Source organism: Atlantibacter subterraneus, from assembly GCF_007570865.1.
In the GTDB taxonomy this organism is placed as follows: domain Bacteria; phylum Pseudomonadota; class Gammaproteobacteria; order Enterobacterales; family Enterobacteriaceae; genus Atlantibacter; species Atlantibacter subterraneus.
The window spans coordinates 174,191-193,640 of the sequence record NZ_VLPS01000008.1 but is presented as its reverse complement, the minus strand read 5'-3'; the positions used below and the strand labels follow the sequence as shown (position 1 = coordinate 193,640).

Sequence of the window (19,450 nt, the reverse complement as noted above, 5' to 3'; positions counted from 1 at the left end):
TTAAATCTCCGGATAAAAAATGATGCAGTGAAACGCCCTGCCGCAGGAAAGTTTTCAGATTATCGTTGATAATACAGACTTTATAAAACCAACGAGATGACCCTATGAAAGGCACACTCTCACCGTTTATGCATCAGGCCGTTTCCTTTGCCATCTGGATGCTGATTTATTATCTCTCCGGCCTGATCTCGCTTCAGCTTGACGATCCGAGCCTCGATTTTTCCATCGTCTGGTTCCCGGCGGGCGTGGCGACGGCGGCGTTCCTGTGCGCGCCATGGCGGCAGTGGTGGCTTTTTCTCGCCGGTTTTGTGGCGCTCAATCTGGTGCTCAACAACACCACCACGGAAAACTTTCCTACCAACCTGATGTTCGCCGTGTTATCGATGCCGTCTACCATGGCTATCGCCTGGCTGGTCAGGCGGCTGTCGCGCGAAGGCGACGACCTGCATCAAATTGTGATGTGGTTAGTGATGACGGTGCTGGTGAGCGTGGTAGATGCGCTGGTGCTGTCGTCCGGGCTGTGGTTCTTCCGCAATGAATCCTTTACCAGCACCTTCTGGCCGGGGTTAATTGCCGACGTCACCGGTATTTTCTTTGCCACCACTATTATTATGGGCTTCCTGAATAATCATCTGCGCACCGAAGGGATGCACCGCAGAATAATGATTGCCGGATGCTTCGTCTGGGTGCTGCTGATCCTGATTACCACCTGGATATTCAGCGATTCGGTGAAATATGTCACCGATGCGTTTTATACCCACCGCTACGATGTACTGCGTTTTGCCGCAGCCTGTATTCCCATCGTGTTAACGGTGGCGCTGGCGATATTATGGGGCAATCGGGGCGGTTCCTTTGCGCTATTAACCCTCGGCGCGATTGTTATTTGGTTCTCGATCCAAAAAATGGGACCGTTCTTTATTAAAGGGCTGCGCACCGGCGAACCGCTGCTTATTGCCCAGTGTTATTTAACCGCGACGGCGTTATTAATGGTGTTTATTCGGGTATTAACCCGCAGCGCCCAGCGGCTGGATAATCGCACTGGCGTACAAAGCGCGCGCGATGCTATTTATCAGCTCAATCTGGTTACCGGGCAGCTGTACTGGGATCACTCGCTGGATGTGCTGGACGACATCGCCACCGACGAACTGACCGATAAAGAAAAAATGCTGGCGCGCGTTCATCCGGACGACCGCGAGAAATTCCAGCGCCAGTGGAGCGATATCGGGCAGGCGCATAAGCTGCCGACTATCTCATTTCGCTTTAAAGATAAAAATGACCGCTGGGTAACCATCACCGATAGCGGCAACGTGCTGATTAATCATCAGTCGCAGCCGATTATTATTGGCAACTGGCGAATCAGTGGCACCACCACATTCAGTTAAGCGCAGAGAGGCGGAGAGTCGTTATGTTACAAATCGCATTATTGCTTTTCGGTGCTCAGTTTGTCCGTGATAAAGCCAAATATCTGTGGATAAGCGGCTTATTGTGGGGTATCGCAGGGGTATTAATTTTTATTGATGGTTTTGACGGACAAACGTATTTCCCGCTGAAAACCTTTGGCATCGTTTTGTTATTAGAGAGCCTGATCACCCTGAGCGTGGCGGCAAGTGGGATCGGCGCGCAAAAAGCGGTGCTTTATTTTAAAGGCGGAGTATTTTTCTTCGTCTCGTTAATTATGCTGGTGGACGCCCGCTACAGTAATATTCTGCTGTCGGTGATTTTCGGCTTCTCATATTTTGTTATCGGCCTGTTCGTTATTGCCTCCGCCTGGGTGGTGCGTTTCCCGCGCTGGCGCGCGTCGCTGATTATGGGCTGCCTGCAAATTGCCTTTGCCGGGTTTTTAATCACCCATTCCAGCGCGACGGTGTCATTTTTCCTCGGGGTATTGATGATAGCGGGCAGCATTAATACCCTGCGCGTGGCGATGCGGGCAAGGCAGTTGAAAAATGCCACTTCGGTGTTCCAGCTGATGGTGCCGCGTGAATTTGCCAAAGGCTTTACCACCAAAGTAAAAGGCAGCCCGGCACCGGAAAAGGTCGCCGAAACGGTGACGCCGCCGCTGGCGTTTACCTCGCCGCTGACGGTGCATATCTGGACGCCGGAGGGCTCCGCCAGTGAACCGGCGGTGCCGCGCCCGGTCATCAACCGCTATATTGCCGCCGTGGATGCCCACGGCGTGATCTCTACCGGCCATGCGGCGCTGGAGGCCTCGCCCCATGTTTACGTGAGCCTGTACCCGGCGGAGGACATTGACCGCTCGCCGTCCGAGTTTTTCCGCCTGCTGAAAGCCACCCACGACAACGACATCGCCGGGAAATACCAGCCGGATTACGTTACCGAATCCGGCAACTGGTGCCATTCCGATAAGAAAATCCATTTCCACGGGTTTAACGGCGAGGCGCTGCACCGCTTCTGGACGAACTATCGCAAAGATGAAATTTATAATCTGACCTACCGCAACTGTTCAAGCAGCGTGGCGTATTCGCTGGAGGCCGCGCTCGACGGGGTGTTAGCCAACCGGCGGGGCAACTGGCTGACCACCCTGAAAGTGTTGTTTATGCCGGAGCTGTGGATTGCATCGCAGGTGCGTAAAAGAGCCTTAACCATGGCCTGGACGCCGGGTCTGGTGATGGATTACGCCCGGGCGCTGCGCGCCATCGTGCATCCGGTTCCCCAGCCCTGGTATAAACGCATGCCGTGGAAATGGCGTTCCACGGCGCGGGACCAGGCGAGTTAAAACGACCAAACCAGCCCGGATTCGATGTCGGCGAGGACATTGTCGTCCACCATCGGGCTGTGGCGAATCGTTGAGGGCAGGAAGGTGATACGCGGTTGCAGATAGAAATGCAGATTGTCGGTCACCTTCCAGTCTGCCGCTACCGCCAGCCAGGGCGCGAAGGCGTCATTCGGCGACCAGGCGTCTAAGCCCGACTTCGCGGATTCCCGCTCGCTGATACCGTAGTAATAGCGCGCCAGCTTGTCGCTATACCAGTCGACGCCCGCCTGAGGATAAATCGTCACCGGCTCGGCAACGATCTGTCCGGCCCAGGCCAGCGTTGCCATCAGGCCGTTGCTGGTATTGAGCGTGTCGCCGGAAAACTCCCCGCGAAACGCGCCGATGTCGGTGATGCGCTGATAGCTCACCCCGGCCATCATTGTGCTGTGGCGGGTATCCAACTGGCGGATCGCCCACTGGCGGGCGTTGTCCGGATCGAATTCCACATCCAGATACCAGACGCGCGCTTTGAATTCGTTTTTGTCGTCATTCACCAAATAGACGCCCGCTTCGGTCCCGTCCAGATAAACGATCTTATTGTCATAGCTCAGATAGGGGATAAGCGAATAGTCGGTTTTATAGCTTTTGTAGGGGTTGAACTGCGCTTCGCCTTCAACGCCCAGGCCGATTTCCGCCGCCAGGGCTTCGCTCAGCGGCAGTAATAACGTTATCCCCAAGACGATAAATTTTTTCATCATATTGTTATCCTGAAAGAATAATCCTTTAGCCACCCGCGCTCCTTATTTTTAACGCTGCATTGATAATTGGTTGATAAAGCCAGGCGTAAGCTTCAATCATTAAGCCAGTACGCTACTGAGTGGTGATTGTGATGAATCGTAATAACCGTAAAGTTAATGCCTTTACTCAACCAAAATTTTTAGTGCTGATGGCCTGTATTTATTTCGTCATTATCCTGAGCTGTGACTATCTTTCTGAAATTGTACAGAAAAATACCGGGCATAATGTTAACCCGCATATCGTTGCGCCGCTGATAATTGCCCTGGTAACGTATTTTGTTTACAAAGCCGCTACCGCTAAAAAAACATCATAGCGGAAAGGAGAAAGAATATGATCTTTTGAAAGCATACGTTGTATATCAATCTCCCGAGTTAATCATGCCCGTCACTACCAGAATCCTGACGGGCTATTTTATTATTTCCACACCCCGTCAAATATATAATATTTCATTTAAATACTGCCCTGTGTATAACATTAACTCGCCGCCAGCCCACGTACTCCGTGCGCGCTGCGCGCGGCGCGCACCCCATCCAGCACCGCGGCGGCCATGACTTCCGCCGCCAGCATCCCGACGATGTTAACGCTGGACTCCACGCCGCCGGTGGTGGCGGCAAACAGCGTATCACCGTCGCTCAGGGTGTGAACCGGGTAAATGGTGCGCGCCAGGCCGTCATGGGCCATTTGCGCCACTTTTTGCATCTGGCTTTTGGTGAAGGCGGCATTACAACAAATAATCCCGATCGTGGTGTTGGTGCCCGCGCTGAAGTGGCTGTCGCGGCTGTTTAATACGCTGGCCTGTAAATCAAGCAGATTGCCCTGCGCATCGCACGCGCCGGCGATAGTTTGCCCGGTATGCGGATCGTGAATTTCGCCAACCGCGTTGACCGCAACCATCGCCGCGACGATTAACCCATCCGGCCCGCTTGCCGACGCCGTACCTAACCCGCCCTTCATGGCTTTCTCCATCCCCGCCATTTTGCCGATGGTGGCCCCGACGCCTGCGCCGGTGTTGCCGGACGGGAACGGATTTTCCGATGCGGCATTCACCGCGCGGTAGCCCATCTGGGCATCGGGCCGCACCGCCGGGTCGCCGAAGGTTAAATCAAACAGCACCGCCGCCGGAACAATGGGCACCACCGTTACGCCGACGTCAAAGCCGATTTTGCGCTGCTCCAGCCACTGCATCACGCCAGAAGCGGCATCCAGCCCGAAAGCGCTGCCGCCGCTCAGCACGACTGCGTGAACCTTGTCGATCAGATTGGTGGGATTGAGCAGATCGGTCTCGCGGGTACCAGGTGCCGCGCCGCGAACGTCCACGCCGCACACCGCGCCGTCTTCAAACAGCACCACGCTACAACCGGTCTGTTTTAGCGCATCGGCGGCATGGCCGACTTTCACCCCAGGGACATCAACAAGGCTGCCGTGTGCGTTTTGCATCTGCTTACCCTCTGGCTATTTGATTTCGTTATAGATGGCTTTCTGGATCGCCGCCCATTTTTCATCGCTTTTATCGCGGGTGGCGGCGGCACGCGCCTGGGCCTGAGCAGCGTCACTGGCCTGGCGCTTCACCACGGCGGGCGTGGCGCAGAACGCTTTTAAATACGTCTTACGAATTGAGGTGAATGACTGCCCCTGCGCCAGCGCGTGCCCGAGGTTAGCGATCATCCGCCGACAGGGTTTGGGCTCGTTCATTTGCACACGATAGCTGAGCAGCAGATCCAGCACCTTATGCTGTTTGCTCGCCAGCGCCTGTTCGGTCCAGGAAACTTTCCATTCCATGCCAGCCTGTAAAAATAACCGGGCTATACGGTCATCATCGCGGTCAATTGCGGAGCGAAAATGGTTTTCGTCCCAGGGAATGCCCATGCGGTTAAGCTGCTGGCGCGGGGTGCTGTCACGCGGCTCTTCCCGCTCAACCGGCGCGGCATAGGCTGTCGACGGGCTTGCCACTGCAGGTTTCTGGGTCTGGTTTACCAGGTGCAGCCAACCCACGGCAATCGCCACCGCCACCAGCCCCACTGCGCCCCATAAAACACCGACCACCAGCTGCTCGCGCTGTTCACGGGTGCGCGGCGGCTTGTGGCGCGGCGAATCAACTACATCCCGGATCTCGAAAATATCGCCGCTCATCGCCTGATGTTTTTGCTCGGCATCGGCAAACCAGGCTTCCAGTTCGTTATCATCACAGGCGTTAAAGCTGGCCGGATTAACCAGGGTTTTCCCCTGCACATGGCGTTGCTGTAGGGGCGCAGTAATGGCAGTGGCGTAATTATCCAGCAGCGTCATCTGTACCGGGGAAAGCGGCTGCTGGCCCAGTGCGTGGTTGCGGATCAGCCGTACATCGTCCAGAAACGTCAGCAGGGATTTACGCGGTTCAATCAGGAAACTTAACGCGCCGCTTTCCGGAAAATGGGCGGCGTAATGTTTGGCGAACTCTTTTTTATCCACCACCAGCTGCGCCAGTTCGCTGAACTGCATTCCGCTGAGAATGTCGCCAGGTTTGGCGAATTTAAGCCAGCTCCGCACTTTGTTAGCCCCAAAGAGCAGTTTGAGATGGTTCACCAGGGCGACCTCATCCGGCCAGGCTTCACGGATAAGCCCCTTTAGGGTCAGCTCCAGGCTTCGCAGCTGAACGCGCGCGGCGCGTGGCTGCGGCGGCTGGCTGAGCGCCAGTTCCGTATTGTAATGCAGCAGCGGTTGGCGCAGGCGAACCCGTTCCAGGGTGGCGACAAAACGCAGCGCGGCGATCAACGCCGTGGAGCTGACCTCGGCACCGCTTTCATACTGCGGCACCAGTTGCTGGAGGTGGCGCAGCTGGAGGGTAAACTGCGACAGCTCGGCATCATTGATATGCAGCCGCTTCGCCACCAGACCCCAGCTGCCGAGATGCTGCCGGGCGTTATCCATCTGCTGTAAAAACCATTGCGGATCTTTGGCTTCTGCAACCGGGTTGCCGAGCAGGGAGAGGATTGCTTTTGACGCTTCACGGATTGCCTGCAGGGCCGCTTCAAATTGTTCTCTTGCGATAAGCTGTGCTGAACGAGTCATGGTTATCCTTACACTCGTTAATGCGCTACTCCACTCTGTCCGGCATAGCGCCTGATTATTATGATTATGTATATTGCTGTGTTGAGAAGTTCTGACAGTTAACTCAAAGATAGACTATTTACTCGTCATACCATCGGGCGAAAAGCGTTCGATATATTCTTTAATTAACAGGGGCTAGCGTGCAACCGGCAGACTACATAACTTCAACCCGCGTCACTTACCAACAAATTACCTTGCAAGACTGGCCTTTTTTTGTGGCGCTCCAGCGCGATCCGCGAATTTCGCGCTATCTGGCGTCGTCCCGGGATGAAGAAGCCATGCGCGCCGCGTTTGACAGCCGATTACCGCGATGGGAGCCGGGCAGCAGCCACTGGCTGTGCCTGGTGATGCGCGAAAAGCGCAGCGGTGAGCCGTTCGGCGTGACGGGGTTTATCGATCGCGGTGACGGGATTGCGGAAGTCGGGTATCTGCTGGCGACGCGGGTACACGGTCAGGGGCTGGGTTATGAGTCGTTGCAGGCGATTTGCGACTACGCGTTTCAAATCTGCGGCTACCGGAAACTGGTGGCTACGGTGACGGTTGGCAATGAGCCGTCGAAGCGGGTGCTGGAAAAGGCCGGATTTGTGCTGGAAGGGACGCTGCGCGAAAACTACTTTCTCGACGAACGCTGGCAGGACGACTGGTTGTTCGGCCTGCTGGCGCACGAATTTACGCCGGGCTGATAGCGCCGCCCGGCGTGTTCAGGCATCAGATATACATCCCGCCCGAGACCTCAATGCGCTGGGCATTCATCCAGCCGAGGCCGTCGCCCAGCAGCGCGGCGATGGCCTCGCCAATATCATCCGGCAGACCTACACGCCCTAAGGCAGTTTGCGCCGCGATAGCCTTATTCAGTTCGGCGTTATCGCGCACCGCGCCGCCGCCGAAGTCGGTTTCAATCGCGCCAGGAGCGATGATATTGGCGGAGATGCCGCGTGCGCCCAGCTCTTTAGCCTGATAGTGAGTAAGCACTTCCATCGCACCTTTCATGGCGGCGTAGGCCGAATAGCCAGGCAGGGCAAAACGCGTCAGACCGCTGGAGACGTTCAGGATACGCCCGCCATTTTTTATCAGCGGCAGCAGATGCTGAGTCAAAAAGAACGGTCCTTTGAAGTGAATGTTCACTAACTGGTCGAACTGTGCTTCGGTAATGTCAGTAAACGGCGCGTTAATGCCGATCCCGGCATTGTTCACTAAATAATCGAAGCTATCGCGTTGCCAGACGTGTTTAAGCTGTTGCTTCACTTCATTAGCGAATGCGGCAAAGCTCGCGCTTTCGGCGACGTTAAGCTGTAATGCCAGCGCTTTCACGCCTTTTTTCTCAATTTCGCGCACCACATCATCCGCGTCTTCACGCTGGCTGTTGTAGGTGAGGATAATGGCAATTCCCTTCTCCGCCAGCTTTAGCGCTGCGTTTTTCCCAAGGCCGCGGCTGCCGCCGGTCACAATTGCGATACGTTGCGTCATAAAAACCTCGTCTGCGTTATTACGGTGGTTGAGGGAAAGCTTATTAGCTGCTATGAAATCAATAAAGATGCCGCGCTGCGCATCACTGTTTCATTAATAACAACAATAAGCCCAACCAATGGATAAAATTCACGCAATGCAGTTGTTCATTCGGGTGGCGGATCTGGAGAGTTTTTCCCAGGCCGCGCAAACACTCGGACTCCCTAAAGGTAGCGTATCGCGCCAAATCCAGGCGCTGGAAAATGCGTTAGGCACGCGGCTGCTGCACCGCACCACGCGGCGGGTGCAGCTCACCCAGGACGGTATGGTCTACTACGAGCGCTGCCGCGATTTGCTGGCCAATCTGGAGGAACTCGACGGGCTGTTTCTGCACGATCCTTCCAGCGTCAGCGGGCGTCTGCGTGTGGATATGCCGGTAGGTATCGCTAAAAATCTGGTGATGCCGAAATTGCCTGCGTTTTTGCAACAGTATCCGGGAATTGAGCTGGAACTGAGCAGCAGCGACCGGCTGGTGGACGTGGTGCGCGAAGGGTTCGACTGCGTGGTGCGCGTCGGGCATCTGAAAGATTCTGGCCTGGTGGCGCGCCCGCTCGGTAAGCTCACCGTCGTAAACTGCGCCAGTCCGGGCTATCTGGAGCGTTTTGGCTTTCCGGAACGGCTGGAGGATTTAGAGGCCCATGCCGTGGTGCATTATTCCACGCATTTCGGCAGCCGACCGCAGGGGTTTGAATATGGGATGGATAAGCAAACCCACTGGATAAAAACCGGCGGCATCTTAACGGTCAACAGCACCGAAACTTACCAGGCGGCGGCGCTCACCGGGCTGGGCATTATCCAGGTGCCGCGTGTGGGGATCAAAGAGGCACTTCGCAGCGGCACGCTGATTGAAATCCTGCCCCAGTACCGGCCAGAACCGATGCCGGTGTCGCTGCTTTATCCGCATCGCCGCAACCTGTCGAGGCGGGTGCATTTGTTTATGGAATGGTTAGGCGGCGTGATGAAAGGTTACGTTGATTAACGTATGTCTATACTTTTCCCATGATGCTTATCACTGACAAGGAATTGCGTTCAATGACAACACCGGAGAACACCCCGAAACGCCCAACCAACGATCTGGACTATAAGCCGGTACCGCAGCTGGACACCCGGTCTGAAGAGGCGAAAAAAGATCAGCCTGAACAGAGTGATAGTCATGAAAAAGGCGACGGACCGATTGCGAAGGTCACCGAGACGGTTGAGAAACTGGAACGCCGCCCGATGATTGCTCACCTGCTCCGGGCCACTGAGCGGTTTAACGACCGGCTCGGTAATCAGTTTGGCGCGGCGATAACCTATTTCTCTTTCTTATCAATGATCCCGATTTTGATGGTGTCCTTTGCGGCAGCGGGCTTTATCCTCGCGTCTCACCCAACGCTGTTGCAGGATATCTTCAATAAAATCCTGATGAACGTCAGCGACCAGACGCTGGCAACGACTCTGAAAAGCACCATCAATACCGCCGTGCAGCAGCGTACCACGGTGGGGATCGTTGGCCTCGCCGTGGCGCTCTATTCCGGGGTGAACTGGATGGGCAACCTGCGCGAGGCAATCCGCGCCCAGTCGCGCGATGTCTGGGAGCGCAATGCGCAGGATGAAGAAAAGTGGTGGGCCAAATATCTGCGCGATTTCGTCTCGCTGATTGGCCTGCTGGTGGCGTTGATCATCACCATTTCTATCACCTCCGTGGCGGGATCGGCCCAGGAAATGATTATCCGCTGGCTGTATCTCGACTACATTCCGTGGCTGAAGCCGGTGTGGCAGCTGATTGGCCTGGCGATTTCCATGTGCGCCAACTTCCTGTTGTTCTTCTGGATCTTCTGGCGGCTGCCGCGCCACCGTCCGCGTAAAAAAGCGCTGATCCGCGGCAGTATTCTGGCCGCCATCGGTTTTGAAGTCATTAAAATCATTATGACCTGGACGCTGCCGTCGCTGATGACGTCGCCTTCCGGCGCGGCATTTGGCTCGGTGCTGGGGCTGATGGCGTTCTTCTACTTCTTTGCCCGTCTGACGCTGTTCTGCGCGGCCTGGATCGCGACCGCCGAGTACAAAGACGACAAGCGGATGCCGGGAAAAACCCACCGTTAAACAGGCCGGGCTGGAGTAAAACGCAAAAAACTTCAGCCCGAGCCAGCGTTTTAGACGATAAATCCATTCCGTAACTTTTATTTAACCAATTTCTGGTTTTTCCTGCTAATTTAAAATTTGTGTGAAGCATTTCATAGAAGTGAAATTGCGAGCATGAAAATTATCCTCTTTTTGCCGCTTTTCTGAACAACTTCACGTTTTGTGGCGCATTGAAATGTGGCTTTTGCTGTGCGTAATATGGAATTTCGTTTCACATAAATAAGAAAAATATATGCAAGCATCCATCACCACATCCGTTGATCACGACGCACCTCCGGTTAACTCGCGCAGTAAAGTCGTTGTCGCCTCGCTCATTGGCACCGCCATTGAGTTTTTCGATTTCTACATTTATGCCACTGCAGCGGTTATTGTTTTTCCGCATATTTTCTTCCCACAGGGCGACCCGACTGCCGCCACGCTACAGTCGCTGGCAACTTTTGCCATCGCGTTTGTGGCGCGACCTATCGGTTCTGCCGTGTTTGGGCACTTTGGCGATCGCGTCGGGCGTAAAGCCACGCTGGTGGCCTCGCTGTTAACCATGGGTATTTCCACGGTGGTGATCGGCCTGCTGCCGAGCTACGAAACCATTGGCGTATTAGCGCCGCTGTTGCTGGCCCTGGCGCGTTTCGGCCAGGGGCTGGGTCTGGGCGGCGAATGGGGCGGAGCAGCGCTGCTGGCCACCGAGAACGCGCCTGCCGGTAAACGCGCACTGTATGGCTCCTTCCCGCAGTTGGGCGCGCCGATTGGCTTCTTCTTCGCTAACGGCACCTTCCTGCTGCTCTCCTGGCTGTTGACGGACGAGCAGTTTATGTCCTGGGGATGGCGCGTGCCGTTTGTGTTCTCTGCGGTGCTGGTGTTGATTGGCCTGTACGTGCGCGTTTCTCTGCATGAAACGCCGGTGTTCGCGAAAATCGCCAAAGCAAACAAACAGGTGAAAGTGCCATTGGGTACGCTGCTGACCAAACATCTGCGCGTCACCATCCTCGGCACCTTTATCATGCTGGCGACCTATACGCTGTTCTATATCATGACGGTGTATTCCATGACCTTCAGCACCGCGGCGGCCCCGAACGGGCTGGGCTTCCCGCGCAACGAAGTGCTGTGGATGTTAATGATGGCGGTAATCGGCTTTGGTGTGATGGTGCCGATTGCCGGCGTGCTGGCGGATAAATTTGGTCGCCGCAAGAGCATGATCGTGATTACCTCCCTGATTATTCTGTTTGCGCTGTTCGTGTTCCCGCCGCTGTTGCAGTCCGGCAATCCGGCGATGGTGATGGCGTACCTGCTGATTGGCCTGAGCATCATGGGCCTGACCTTCGGCCCGATGGGCGCGCTGCTGCCGGAGCTGTTCCCGACCGAGGTGCGTTACACCGGGGCGTCATTCTCGTATAACGTGGCGTCGATTCTCGGGGCGTCCGTGGCACCGTATATCGCCACCTGGTTGCAGGCGAACTACGGGCTGTTTTATGTGGGGATTTATCTGGCATCGATGGCGGCGTTGACGCTGATTGCGCTGCTGCTGACCCATGAGACGAAGCATCAGTCGCTGTAAGTGTTGAAAGGGCGCAGGCCGCGTGTCGCCTGCGCCCACACTCCTTTAGATTTTCTCTTCCGGCGTGGCGATCATCCGGTTCAGCCACGGCACCATTAATCCCATCACGATTGAAACGCCCAGCGTCACCAGACCAATTTTGCTGAACACCCCGGTATAAATCGGCAGGGTTTGCAGCGGATCGGTGATCCCTTCCGGGACAGCGGTAAAGGTGGCGACGTAGCCGCCCAGCAGAAACGCGGCGGCCTGGGTCAGGAACCACATCCCGAGGATAAAGCCCATCAGGTGCTGCGGCACCAGTGCGGCGACCATCGCCAGCCCCAGCGCGCTAATCAGCAGCTCGCCCAGGCTCTGGAACAGATACACCAGCACGATAAACCACGGCGACGTTAGCCCCTGGGCGTCGGCGAACCACATACCTGCGGCGGCAGCGGTTAAGAAGCCAAGGGCGCATAAGAACATCCCGAGCGTAAATTTCATCGGCATGGTCAGGTCTTTGCCCCGGCTGCCCAGCCGGGTGTAAATCATCGCCAGCACCGGGCTTGCCACCACCACCCAGAACGGATTCAGCGCCTGGAAGCTCACCGGGTTAATGGTGAAGCCGAGGATCTCATGGTGCACGTTGTTGATGGCGAAGAAGTTCAGCGAGGTGGGCATCTGGGCGTAGAGGATGTAAAACAGCACTGCTTCCAGCATCAGAATAAACGCCACAAACATCCTGTTGCGCCCGGTTTTATCCAGCCGGAACGCTTCGCGGAAAAAGAAAATAATCACCACGATGGAGAGCACAATCAACACCAGATTGGCGACCTGCACGTTATGCATCAGCCAGGCGCAGAGGAAAATCATCGCCACCGTGCCCACCAATACCAGCAACAGATTTTTGACGCTCATCGGCGCATGGTCTGGTTCGGAGCCGATATGCTTCACCATCCCCCGGCAGGCAAAGTAAACCAGCAACGCGATAATCAGCCCAATGCCGCACAGGTTGTAGGTCACCGCGTAACCGTAACGCTCGGCGATCACCGGTGCCAGCGATAGCGACAGCAGCGACCCGATGTTGATCGACATATAAAACAGCGTAAACGCGCCGTCGAGACGCGGGTCTTTGGGCGGATAGCATTTGGACAGCAGGCTGGCGGGGTTAGCTTTAAACAGCCCGTTGCCCACTGCGATGGTGCCTAAGGCGATGAAAATCAGGTCAGGCTGGTGCAACGACAGCCCGGTCATAAAATACCCGATGGCCAGTACAATCGCGCCCAACACCAGGGTGCGCTTGGTACCGAGCAGATGGTCGCCTACGTAGCCGCCAATTGAAATTAGCCCATATACCAGCGCGGCGAACGCCCCGAAGGTGACGAAAGCCTGTTCCTGGGAGAAGCCGAGCTGCTGGACGAAGAAAACTGCCAGAATGCCCTGCACGCCGTAGTAGCCAAAGCGCTCCCACAGCTCGACAAAGAAGATCATAAAAAAGGGTTTCGGCTGTTGAAGTAAGCCGACAGGTGCAGTGTTGTTCATTTTTCCGTTGCCTTAACGTGACGCCAGTAAAAGTATGTACGCGGTGTCAGGATCGCGCCGCTTTGTCATTTGTCGGCGGGTAATGCCGATTATGACCTTTAAATTAGGTTATTGTATTGGTTGGTGACGATCGCAGCGGCAGATCACACTAATGAATTTATTGAAGTCAGTGATTTACGTTGGCAGGGCGGAAATAAAAACGCCCGCATCAGCGGGCGTTGAGAGCAAGAAAGGGCGATTATTCCTCTTCTTCGTCGCGCAGCGGCACAATCAGCATATCGATGTGCACGGTGTTGATCAGCTGACGGGCGGACGACATCAGTTTGCTCCAGAAATCCTGGTGATGGCCGCACAGCACTAAATCAACGTCGTATTTTTTAATCGCATCCACCAGCACCTGGCCCAGATCGCCGCTGCCGCTAAGGGTTTCCGCAATCGGGTAACCGGCATTAGTGGACAGCTCGGTCAGCGCGTGGTGGGTTTCTTCAGAAATGCGTTTCTGCATATCGCCCAGGTTCACGTCGATCAGGCCGGTGTAGAGATCGGAATAATTTACATCGACATGAATCAGTGAAACTTTGGCGTTATACGGGCGTGCCATGGAGACGGCTTTTTCGACCAGCACTTTGCTTTCAGGGGAGAGGTCGACTGCGATAAGTATATGTTTGTAAGCCATAATTTTACTCCTTCCATAAGATGTCGATGACAATGGATCAGACAACGCTTTAGGTTATCGATGATGTCCTTGCCCCGCGTCCTGCATACCGCTCTCGCGGGAACCTGTAAACGATATCCTTCAGCCTGAAGCATGAGGATATAGAAAGACTTAAGCATAACGGTCTCTTTTTACCTTATCGCCCAGGAAGAAATCCGTCAATCCGCTGCGTCCGCATTCATTCTAAATCGAAATACAGTTATCACGAACGATTGACCAGAACGATGTGGCAAAAAAATAACCTGATCTTCTACACTATTAAATGAGTCACTCGGGTAAATAAATGTGAACCCGATCGACTTTTGGTATCTCTCTCATTTGGAACGAGTTGACTGACTTGGTATCGGGGGTGCGGTTGTCCCGGGGGGTGTCTCCGTGGCTATCGCCGGGGAGGTGTTATGATAAGCACTGTTGCGCTGTTTTGGGCCTTATGTGTGGTATGCGTCGTCAATATGGCGCGCTACTTCTCATCGTTGCGTGCGCTGCTTGTGGTGCTTCGTGGTTGTGATCCCTTGCTCTACCAGTATGTAGATGGCAGCGGTTTTTTCACATCCCATGGTCAGCCAAATAAGCAAGTGCGACTGGTCTGGTACATCTATGCTCAACGTTACCGCGATCATCATGACGACGAATTCATCCGCCGCTGTGAGCGAGTACGGTGTCATTTTATATTAACCAGTGCGTTGTGCGGTCTCGTAATGGTCTGCCTTATCGCTATGATGATTTGGCACTAATAAAAAAGCGGGCAGTGCCCGCTCTTTTTTTGATATTTAACGCTGTCAGATAAAGTGCAGCGAAATCCAGTACAGCGCGCCGGAGAGGGCAATTGAGGCCGGCAGGGTGAACACCCAGGCCATCAGAATGCTTTTCACCGTGCGGCTCTGCAATCCGCCACCGTCAACCAGCATGGTGCCCGCAACGGACGACGACAGTACGTGCGTGGTGGAGACCGGCATACCGGTATAACTCGCTACCCCGATAGAAATCGCCGCGGTCATCTGCGCCGACATCCCCTGAGCGTAAGTCATGCCTTTCTTACCGATTTTCTCACCGATGGTGGTGGCGACGCGACGCCAGCCGATCATGGTGCCGATACCTAATGCCAGCGCTACCGCCATAATGATCCACACCGGTGCGTATTCGATGGTGTAGAGCAGGTCGGCTTTCAGCTCTTTCAGGTAGCGTTTGTCATCTTTAGAGGTTTCCGGCAGGCCAGCCACTTTGTCGGCGGTATCAGAGATACACAGCAGCATACGACGCATATGGCTGCGCTCTTCAATGCTCAGCTTGTCGTAGCTCTCAAGGCCGGTCAGCATGGTTTTGGCGCGCTGCAGGGCCAGCATGGCGCGGTTAGCGTCACAGTGGAATTCCTGCGGTTGGCTCTTCACCTCTTCCGGCGTCGGGATCACCGGATTCATATCAATCACGTGTTTGATGGCTTCACCGTGCTGCTGGAAATAGCTCTCAACGTGATTGATGGCGTCGCGGGTACGGGTGATGTCGTAGCCAGAGGCATTCATGTTTACCACGAATCCCGCCGGGGCCACGCCAATCAGTACCAGCATGATCAAGCCGATGCCTTTCTGGCCGTCGTTAGCGCCGTGAGAGAAGCTCACGCCAATGGCTGACAGGATCAGCGCGATACGGGTCCAGAACGGTGGTTTTTTCTTGCCGTCTTTTTTCTCACGCTCGGCAGGCGTCAGGTGGATACGGGCGCGTTTTTTGGTGCCGCTCCAGTAGCGACGCAGCAAAAACACCAGACCGCCTGCGAACACCAGACCGACAATAGGAGAAATAATCAGCGAGCCGAAAATGTTGATCACTTTCGGGATATTTAACGCATCCACCACTGACGTGCCGGTCATCAGGGCGTTGGTTAAACCAATACCGATAATCGCGCCAATCAGGGTGTGGGAACTGGACGCTGGCAGACCCAGATACCAGGTACCGAGGTTCCAGATGATCGCCGCCAGCAGCATAGAGAACACCATGGCCAGGCCATGTGCGGAACCTACGTTAAGCAACAGATCGGTGGGAAGCATATGAACAATGGCATAGGCTACGCTTAACCCGCCCAGCAAAACGCCGAGGAAGTTAAACACCGCTGCCATGACCACTGCCAGTTGCGAACGCATCGCTCGCGTATAGATTACGGTTGCAACTGCGTTCGCTGTGTCATGAAAACCATTAATGGCTTCATAAAACAGGACAAAGCCCAGAGCAAGCAAAAGCAAAAGGCCGGTATGAAGATCCAGGCCGGCAAATAAATGTAGCATAGACGTTACGCCATCTTGAGGACATGAACGCGCCGCATTATCAGGGACTTTCGCGGCAGGGGCAAAGTGAAATATAGACTTTTTTTGATGCCACGTCGCTTAACGTCAACGATTGAAAAGATTTACCCTTTAAAAAACAAGTGGCTGCATTCTTGCAGGGGCATATTGCTGGTGCGACCAGCTAAGAAACTTTACAATTCGCAGCCTTACTTTCAGGGGAGCAGGGTGTGGAACAGTTTGATGCAGTGATTATCGGCGCAGGCGCGGCGGGGTTATTTTGCGCGGCGCAGGCCGGGCAGGCGGGTTTACGGGTGTTGCTTCTCGACAACGGCAAAAAGCCGGGACGCAAGATCCTGATGTCCGGCGGCGGGCGCTGCAACTTCACCAATCTGTATGTCGAACCGGCGGCCTACCTGAGCGCCAATCCGCATTTCTGCAAATCCGCTCTGGCGCGCTACACCCAATGGGATTTTATCGATCTGGTGGGCAAATACGGGATCGCCTGGCATGAGAAAACCCTCGGCCAGCTGTTTTGCGACGACTCGGCGCAGCAAATCGTCGATATGCTGGTGGCGGAGTGCGAGAAAGGCAACGTCACACTGCGCTTGCGTAGCGAAGTGCTGAGCATCGAGCGCGACGAGCAGGGCTACCTGCTGGCGCTTAATGGCGACAGCGTGCGGACGCCAAAACTGGTGATCGCCAGCGGCGGGCTTTCGATGCCGGGGCTGGGCGCGTCGCCGTTTGGCTATAAAGTAGCGGAACAGTTCGGTCTGAAGGTATTGCCGACCCGCGCCGGACTGGTGCCGTTTACCCTGCATAAACCGCTGCTGGCGTCGCTCCAGGTGCTGTCCGGCGTCTCCGTGCCGTCGGTGGTTAGCGCCCAGGACGGCACCGTTTTTCGTGAAAACGTGCTGTTTACCCACCGCGGGCTATCCGGCCCGGCCATTCTGCAAATTTCCAGCTACTGGCAGCCGGGGGAAAAGGTCACCATTAACCTTCTTCCCGACTGCGACCTGAATGCGTTTATTGATGAGCAGCGCAACGCGCATCCCAATCAGAGCCTGAAAAACACCCTGGCGATGCAGCTGCCGAAGCGGCTGATCGAGATCCTTCAGCAGATGGGGCAAATCCCTGACTGTACCCTGAAGCAGCTTAATGTCCGTCAGCAGGAGGCGTTAATCGAACTGCTGACCGCCTGGCAGGTGCAACCGAACGGTACCGAAGGCTATCGCACCGCTGAAGTCACGCTGGGCGGCGTCGATACCCACGCGCTCTCCTCGCGCACCATGGAAGCCCGCAATGTGCCGGGGCTCTATTTCATCGGTGAAGTGGTGGACGTGACCGGCTGGCTGGGCGGATATAACTTCCAGTGGGCCTGGGCATCGGCATGGGCCTGCGCCCAGGCATTGAGTGAGTAAAAAACACCTGCATAGCAGGTGGCATTGATTGCGCCCCCGAGGGGCGTACTAAAAGTTCTGATAAAAAGTCTCTGCCTGCGCTGAACATTCTAAATCCAAAGACAATAAGGCAAAGCCAAAAATGGTTGCTGACCACCTCCTCAGGAGGTGGTGTTTATGCAGGGATAAAAACGGCGCCTTGATTAAGGCGCCGTTTTACTTGTCAAACCCGCTCGTTACTCCTGAGCGTCTTCCGCTTTCTGAACTTTGCGATACCAGCGCGGATGGTGTTTAGCCGCCCAGCGGCGGCTGACTTTGCCTTCGATCATGCCTTTAATCGATCCTTTGACCCAGAACGCCATATACATATGGATCAGGATCGCATGGATCAGCACGATGGCCGCCAGCGCGTGCACCAACAGGCTCCAGCGCACGATCCACATCGGGAAGAAGTGCGTGAAGTAAGGACGCCAGATAATAATGCCGGTCACCAGCAGCACAAAAATCATGCTCATGATGCTCCAGAACATCATTTTCTGCCCGGCGTTGTATTTGCCCACGTCCGCTACATGGTGTTCGTTGCCTTTCAGCACTTCCACAATGTTCTTCAGCCACGGCAAATCCTGCTTATCCGGGATGTTATGTCTGACGAAGCGGACAAACATAAACATCAGCGCGAAGAAGATCAGCACGCCGAAGAAGGGGTGCAGAATACGCCCCATCTGCGGTGTCCCGAAGGTTTGCGTCAGCCATTGCAGAGTCGGGAAAAACAGCGCAATGCCCGATAACGACACCAGGAAGAAGCAGATCACCACCGTCCAGTGACACGCCCGGTCGATAAAGCTGGTCCGAACGATCATCTTACTTTTCTTAGTCATGGTGCTCCTCCTCTTCGTCGTCATCGACTTCCTTGTTCGGACCGACGCCCACATAGTGGAAAATCAGACCGGCGAAGGTGGCGATAAAGCCCGCAGCGGAGAGCGGTTTGAGGATCCCTTTCCACAGGCTAATCGGCGTATCGATTTGCGGATCTTTCGGCAGGCCGTGATACAGCTCCGGCTGGTCGTTGTGGTGCAGCACGTAAATTACGTGAGTGCCGCCCACGCCCGCCGGGTCGTAAATACCCGCGTGCGGGTAACCGCGTTTTTTCAGCTTCTCCACGCGCTCGCTCGCCACTTCCAGCATCTCTTTTTTGGTGCCGAAGTGGATTGCGCCGGTCGGGCAGGTTTTCACGCACGCTGGCTCCTGGCCCACGCTCACCCGGTCGACGCACAGGGTGCATTTATACACCCGGTTATCTTGCGGATTGAGGCGCGGCACGTTGAACGGGCAGCCCGCGATGCAGTAACCGCAACCGATGCAGTGTTCCGACTGAAAATCGACGATGCCATTGGCGTACTGGATAATTGCACCCGCCGACGGGCACGCCTTCAGGCAGCCCGGATCTTCACAGTGCATACAGCCGTCTTTGCGGATCAGCCATTCCAGTTTGCCGTTGGCGCGGGTTTCGCTAAAGCGCATTACCGTCCAGGCTTTGGCCGTCAGGTCCGTCGGGTTGTCGTAGACGCCCACGCAGTGACCGACCTCAGCGCGGATGTCATTCCACTCCGAGCACGCCACCTGGCAGGCTTTACAGCCGATACAGGTGGAGACGTCAATCAGCTTGGCGACTTCTTCCTTGAAGTCACGCGCCTGAGGCGGCGGGGTCATTCCGTTGGTGGCGGAACGTTTAATAATGTCCTGAGATTGCATTGACATGAG

The 19,450-nt window shown here is 55.3% G+C and carries 18 protein-coding genes; 9 read left to right on the top strand and 9 right to left on the bottom strand.

What is annotated here, in order from left to right; all coding sequences use genetic code 11:
• Positions 1-104 precede the first annotated feature (104 nt).
• Positions 105-1,382, top strand: a complete 1,278-nt coding sequence (locus tag FND52_RS15760; RefSeq protein WP_144131767.1) for an MASE1 domain-containing protein — start codon at positions 105-107, stop codon at positions 1,380-1,382.
• Between the two features lie 23 nt (positions 1,383-1,405).
• Entirely contained in the window at positions 1,406-2,737 is a 1,332-nt protein-coding gene (locus FND52_RS15755) for an HdeD family acid-resistance protein (RefSeq protein WP_125292683.1), read from the top strand.
• Here FND52_RS15755 and FND52_RS15750 read toward each other — a convergent pair.
• Positions 2,734-3,474, bottom strand: a complete 741-nt coding sequence (locus FND52_RS15750; RefSeq protein ID WP_144131765.1) for a MipA/OmpV family protein — start codon at positions 3,472-3,474, stop codon at positions 2,734-2,736. The genes FND52_RS15755 and FND52_RS15750 overlap by 4 nt on opposite strands.
• Positions 3,475-3,605: 131 nt before the next feature.
• On the opposite strand from FND52_RS15750, the gene FND52_RS15745 reads away from it, so the two are divergent.
• Positions 3,606-3,827 carry a hypothetical protein gene (locus FND52_RS15745; protein WP_125292681.1) on the top strand — a complete coding sequence of 74 codons (222 nt, stop codon included), beginning with the start codon at positions 3,606-3,608 and terminating at the stop codon, positions 3,825-3,827.
• A gap of 161 nt (positions 3,828-3,988) precedes the next feature.
• On the opposite strand, the gene FND52_RS15740 is transcribed toward FND52_RS15745, so the two are convergent.
• Together FND52_RS15740 and FND52_RS15735 are read right to left on the bottom strand one after the other, a co-directional pair.
• Positions 3,989-4,951, bottom strand: coding sequence for a P1 family peptidase (locus FND52_RS15740; RefSeq protein WP_144131763.1), 963 nt, complete (start codon positions 4,949-4,951; stop codon positions 3,989-3,991).
• Between the two features lie 15 nt (positions 4,952-4,966).
• A complete protein-coding gene (locus tag FND52_RS15735) occupies positions 4,967-6,562 on the bottom strand; it encodes an STY4199 family HEPN domain-containing protein (RefSeq protein ID WP_144131761.1) in 1,596 nt (531 codons plus the stop codon).
• 179 nt (positions 6,563-6,741) lie between these two features.
• Here FND52_RS15735 and FND52_RS15730 point away from each other — a divergent pair, with 179 nt between their 5' ends.
• A complete protein-coding gene (locus FND52_RS15730) occupies positions 6,742-7,284 on the top strand; it encodes a GNAT family N-acetyltransferase (RefSeq protein ID WP_144131759.1) in 543 nt (180 codons plus the stop codon).
• Positions 7,285-7,309: 25 nt separating this feature from the next.
• Here FND52_RS15730 and FND52_RS15725 read toward each other — a convergent pair whose 3' ends face one another.
• Positions 7,310-8,068: an SDR family NAD(P)-dependent oxidoreductase gene (locus FND52_RS15725; RefSeq protein ID WP_125292677.1), complete on the bottom strand. Its 759-nt coding sequence runs from the start codon at positions 8,066-8,068 to the stop codon at positions 7,310-7,312.
• A gap of 118 nt (positions 8,069-8,186) precedes the next feature.
• Here FND52_RS15725 and FND52_RS15720 point away from each other — a divergent pair, with 118 nt between their 5' ends.
• The 3 genes from FND52_RS15720 (at position 8,187) to FND52_RS15710 (ending at position 11,783) form a co-directional block, all read left to right on the top strand.
• Complete coding sequence (locus FND52_RS15720; protein WP_144131757.1) at positions 8,187-9,086, top strand: LysR family transcriptional regulator; 900 nt, start codon at positions 8,187-8,189, stop codon at positions 9,084-9,086.
• Between the two features lie 53 nt (positions 9,087-9,139).
• Positions 9,140-10,192 (top strand): inner membrane protein YhjD, encoded by a 1,053-nt coding sequence (gene yhjD / locus FND52_RS15715; RefSeq protein ID WP_144131755.1) that lies wholly within the window; start codon positions 9,140-9,142, stop codon positions 10,190-10,192.
• Between the two features lie 271 nt (positions 10,193-10,463).
• The gene (locus tag FND52_RS15710; RefSeq protein WP_125292674.1) at positions 10,464-11,783 is read left to right on the top strand and encodes an MFS transporter; all 1,320 of its coding nucleotides are present in this window, start codon (positions 10,464-10,466) and stop codon (positions 11,781-11,783) included.
• A 45-nt stretch (positions 11,784-11,828) separates the two neighbouring features.
• On the opposite strand, the gene dtpB is transcribed toward FND52_RS15710, so the two are convergent.
• Together dtpB and uspA are read right to left on the bottom strand one after the other, a co-directional pair.
• Positions 11,829-13,301, bottom strand: coding sequence for a dipeptide/tripeptide permease DtpB (gene dtpB / locus FND52_RS15705; protein WP_125292673.1), 1,473 nt, complete (start codon positions 13,299-13,301; stop codon positions 11,829-11,831).
• 238 nt (positions 13,302-13,539) lie between these two features.
• On the bottom strand, positions 13,540-13,977 hold the full coding sequence (gene uspA, locus FND52_RS15700; RefSeq protein ID WP_125292672.1) for a universal stress protein UspA: 438 nt from the start codon (positions 13,975-13,977) through the stop codon (positions 13,540-13,542).
• Between the two features lie 437 nt (positions 13,978-14,414).
• Here uspA and uspB point away from each other — a divergent pair, with 437 nt between their 5' ends.
• Positions 14,415-14,750 carry a universal stress protein UspB gene (gene uspB, locus FND52_RS15695; protein WP_125292671.1) on the top strand — a complete coding sequence of 112 codons (336 nt, stop codon included), beginning with the start codon at positions 14,415-14,417 and terminating at the stop codon, positions 14,748-14,750.
• Between the two features lie 45 nt (positions 14,751-14,795).
• On the opposite strand, the gene pitA is transcribed toward uspB, so the two are convergent.
• Positions 14,796-16,292: an inorganic phosphate transporter PitA gene (pitA, locus tag FND52_RS15690; RefSeq protein WP_125292670.1), complete on the bottom strand. Its 1,497-nt coding sequence runs from the start codon at positions 16,290-16,292 to the stop codon at positions 14,796-14,798.
• 227 nt (positions 16,293-16,519) lie between these two features.
• Between pitA and FND52_RS15685 the strand changes: the two genes are divergently transcribed.
• Complete coding sequence (locus FND52_RS15685; protein WP_144131753.1) at positions 16,520-17,710, top strand: BaiN/RdsA family NAD(P)/FAD-dependent oxidoreductase; 1,191 nt, start codon at positions 16,520-16,522, stop codon at positions 17,708-17,710.
• Between the two features lie 215 nt (positions 17,711-17,925).
• On the opposite strand, the gene fdnI is transcribed toward FND52_RS15685, so the two are convergent.
• The gene (gene fdnI / locus FND52_RS15680) at positions 17,926-18,567 is read right to left on the bottom strand and encodes a formate dehydrogenase-N subunit gamma (RefSeq protein WP_125292668.1); all 642 of its coding nucleotides are present in this window, start codon (positions 18,565-18,567) and stop codon (positions 17,926-17,928) included.
• Positions 18,560-19,447: a formate dehydrogenase subunit beta gene (fdxH, locus tag FND52_RS15675; RefSeq protein WP_125292667.1), complete on the bottom strand. Its 888-nt coding sequence runs from the start codon at positions 19,445-19,447 to the stop codon at positions 18,560-18,562. The genes fdnI and fdxH overlap by 8 nt, the downstream gene beginning before the upstream one ends.
• Positions 19,448-19,450: the final 3 nt, after the last annotated feature.

Coding starts and splice junctions, on each gene's coding strand:
- FND52_RS15760 (WP_144131767.1), top strand. CDS start 105: ATGAAAGGCACACTCTCACCGTTTATGCATCAGGCCGTTTCCTTTGCC.
- FND52_RS15755 (WP_125292683.1), top strand. CDS start 1,406: ATGTTACAAATCGCATTATTGCTTTTCGGTGCTCAGTTTGTCCGTGAT.
- FND52_RS15750 (WP_144131765.1), bottom strand. CDS start 3,474: ATGATGAAAAAATTTATCGTCTTGGGGATAACGTTATTACTGCCGCTG.
- FND52_RS15745 (WP_125292681.1), top strand. CDS start 3,606: ATGAATCGTAATAACCGTAAAGTTAATGCCTTTACTCAACCAAAATTT.
- FND52_RS15740 (WP_144131763.1), bottom strand. CDS start 4,951: ATGCAAAACGCACACGGCAGCCTTGTTGATGTCCCTGGGGTGAAAGTC.
- FND52_RS15735 (WP_144131761.1), bottom strand. CDS start 6,562: ATGACTCGTTCAGCACAGCTTATCGCAAGAGAACAATTTGAAGCGGCC.
- FND52_RS15725 (WP_125292677.1), bottom strand. CDS start 8,068: ATGACGCAACGTATCGCAATTGTGACCGGCGGCAGCCGCGGCCTTGGG.
- FND52_RS15720 (WP_144131757.1), top strand. CDS start 8,187: ATGGATAAAATTCACGCAATGCAGTTGTTCATTCGGGTGGCGGATCTG.
- yhjD (WP_144131755.1), top strand. CDS start 9,140: ATGACAACACCGGAGAACACCCCGAAACGCCCAACCAACGATCTGGAC.
- FND52_RS15710 (WP_125292674.1), top strand. CDS start 10,464: ATGCAAGCATCCATCACCACATCCGTTGATCACGACGCACCTCCGGTT.
- dtpB (WP_125292673.1), bottom strand. CDS start 13,301: ATGAACAACACTGCACCTGTCGGCTTACTTCAACAGCCGAAACCCTTT.
- uspA (WP_125292672.1), bottom strand. CDS start 13,977: ATGGCTTACAAACATATACTTATCGCAGTCGACCTCTCCCCTGAAAGC.
- uspB (WP_125292671.1), top strand. CDS start 14,415: ATGATAAGCACTGTTGCGCTGTTTTGGGCCTTATGTGTGGTATGCGTC.
- pitA (WP_125292670.1), bottom strand. CDS start 16,292: ATGCTACATTTATTTGCCGGCCTGGATCTTCATACCGGCCTTTTGCTT.
- fdnI (WP_125292668.1), bottom strand. CDS start 18,567: ATGACTAAGAAAAGTAAGATGATCGTTCGGACCAGCTTTATCGACCGG.
- fdxH (WP_125292667.1), bottom strand. CDS start 19,447: ATGTCAATGCAATCTCAGGACATTATTAAACGTTCCGCCACCAACGGA.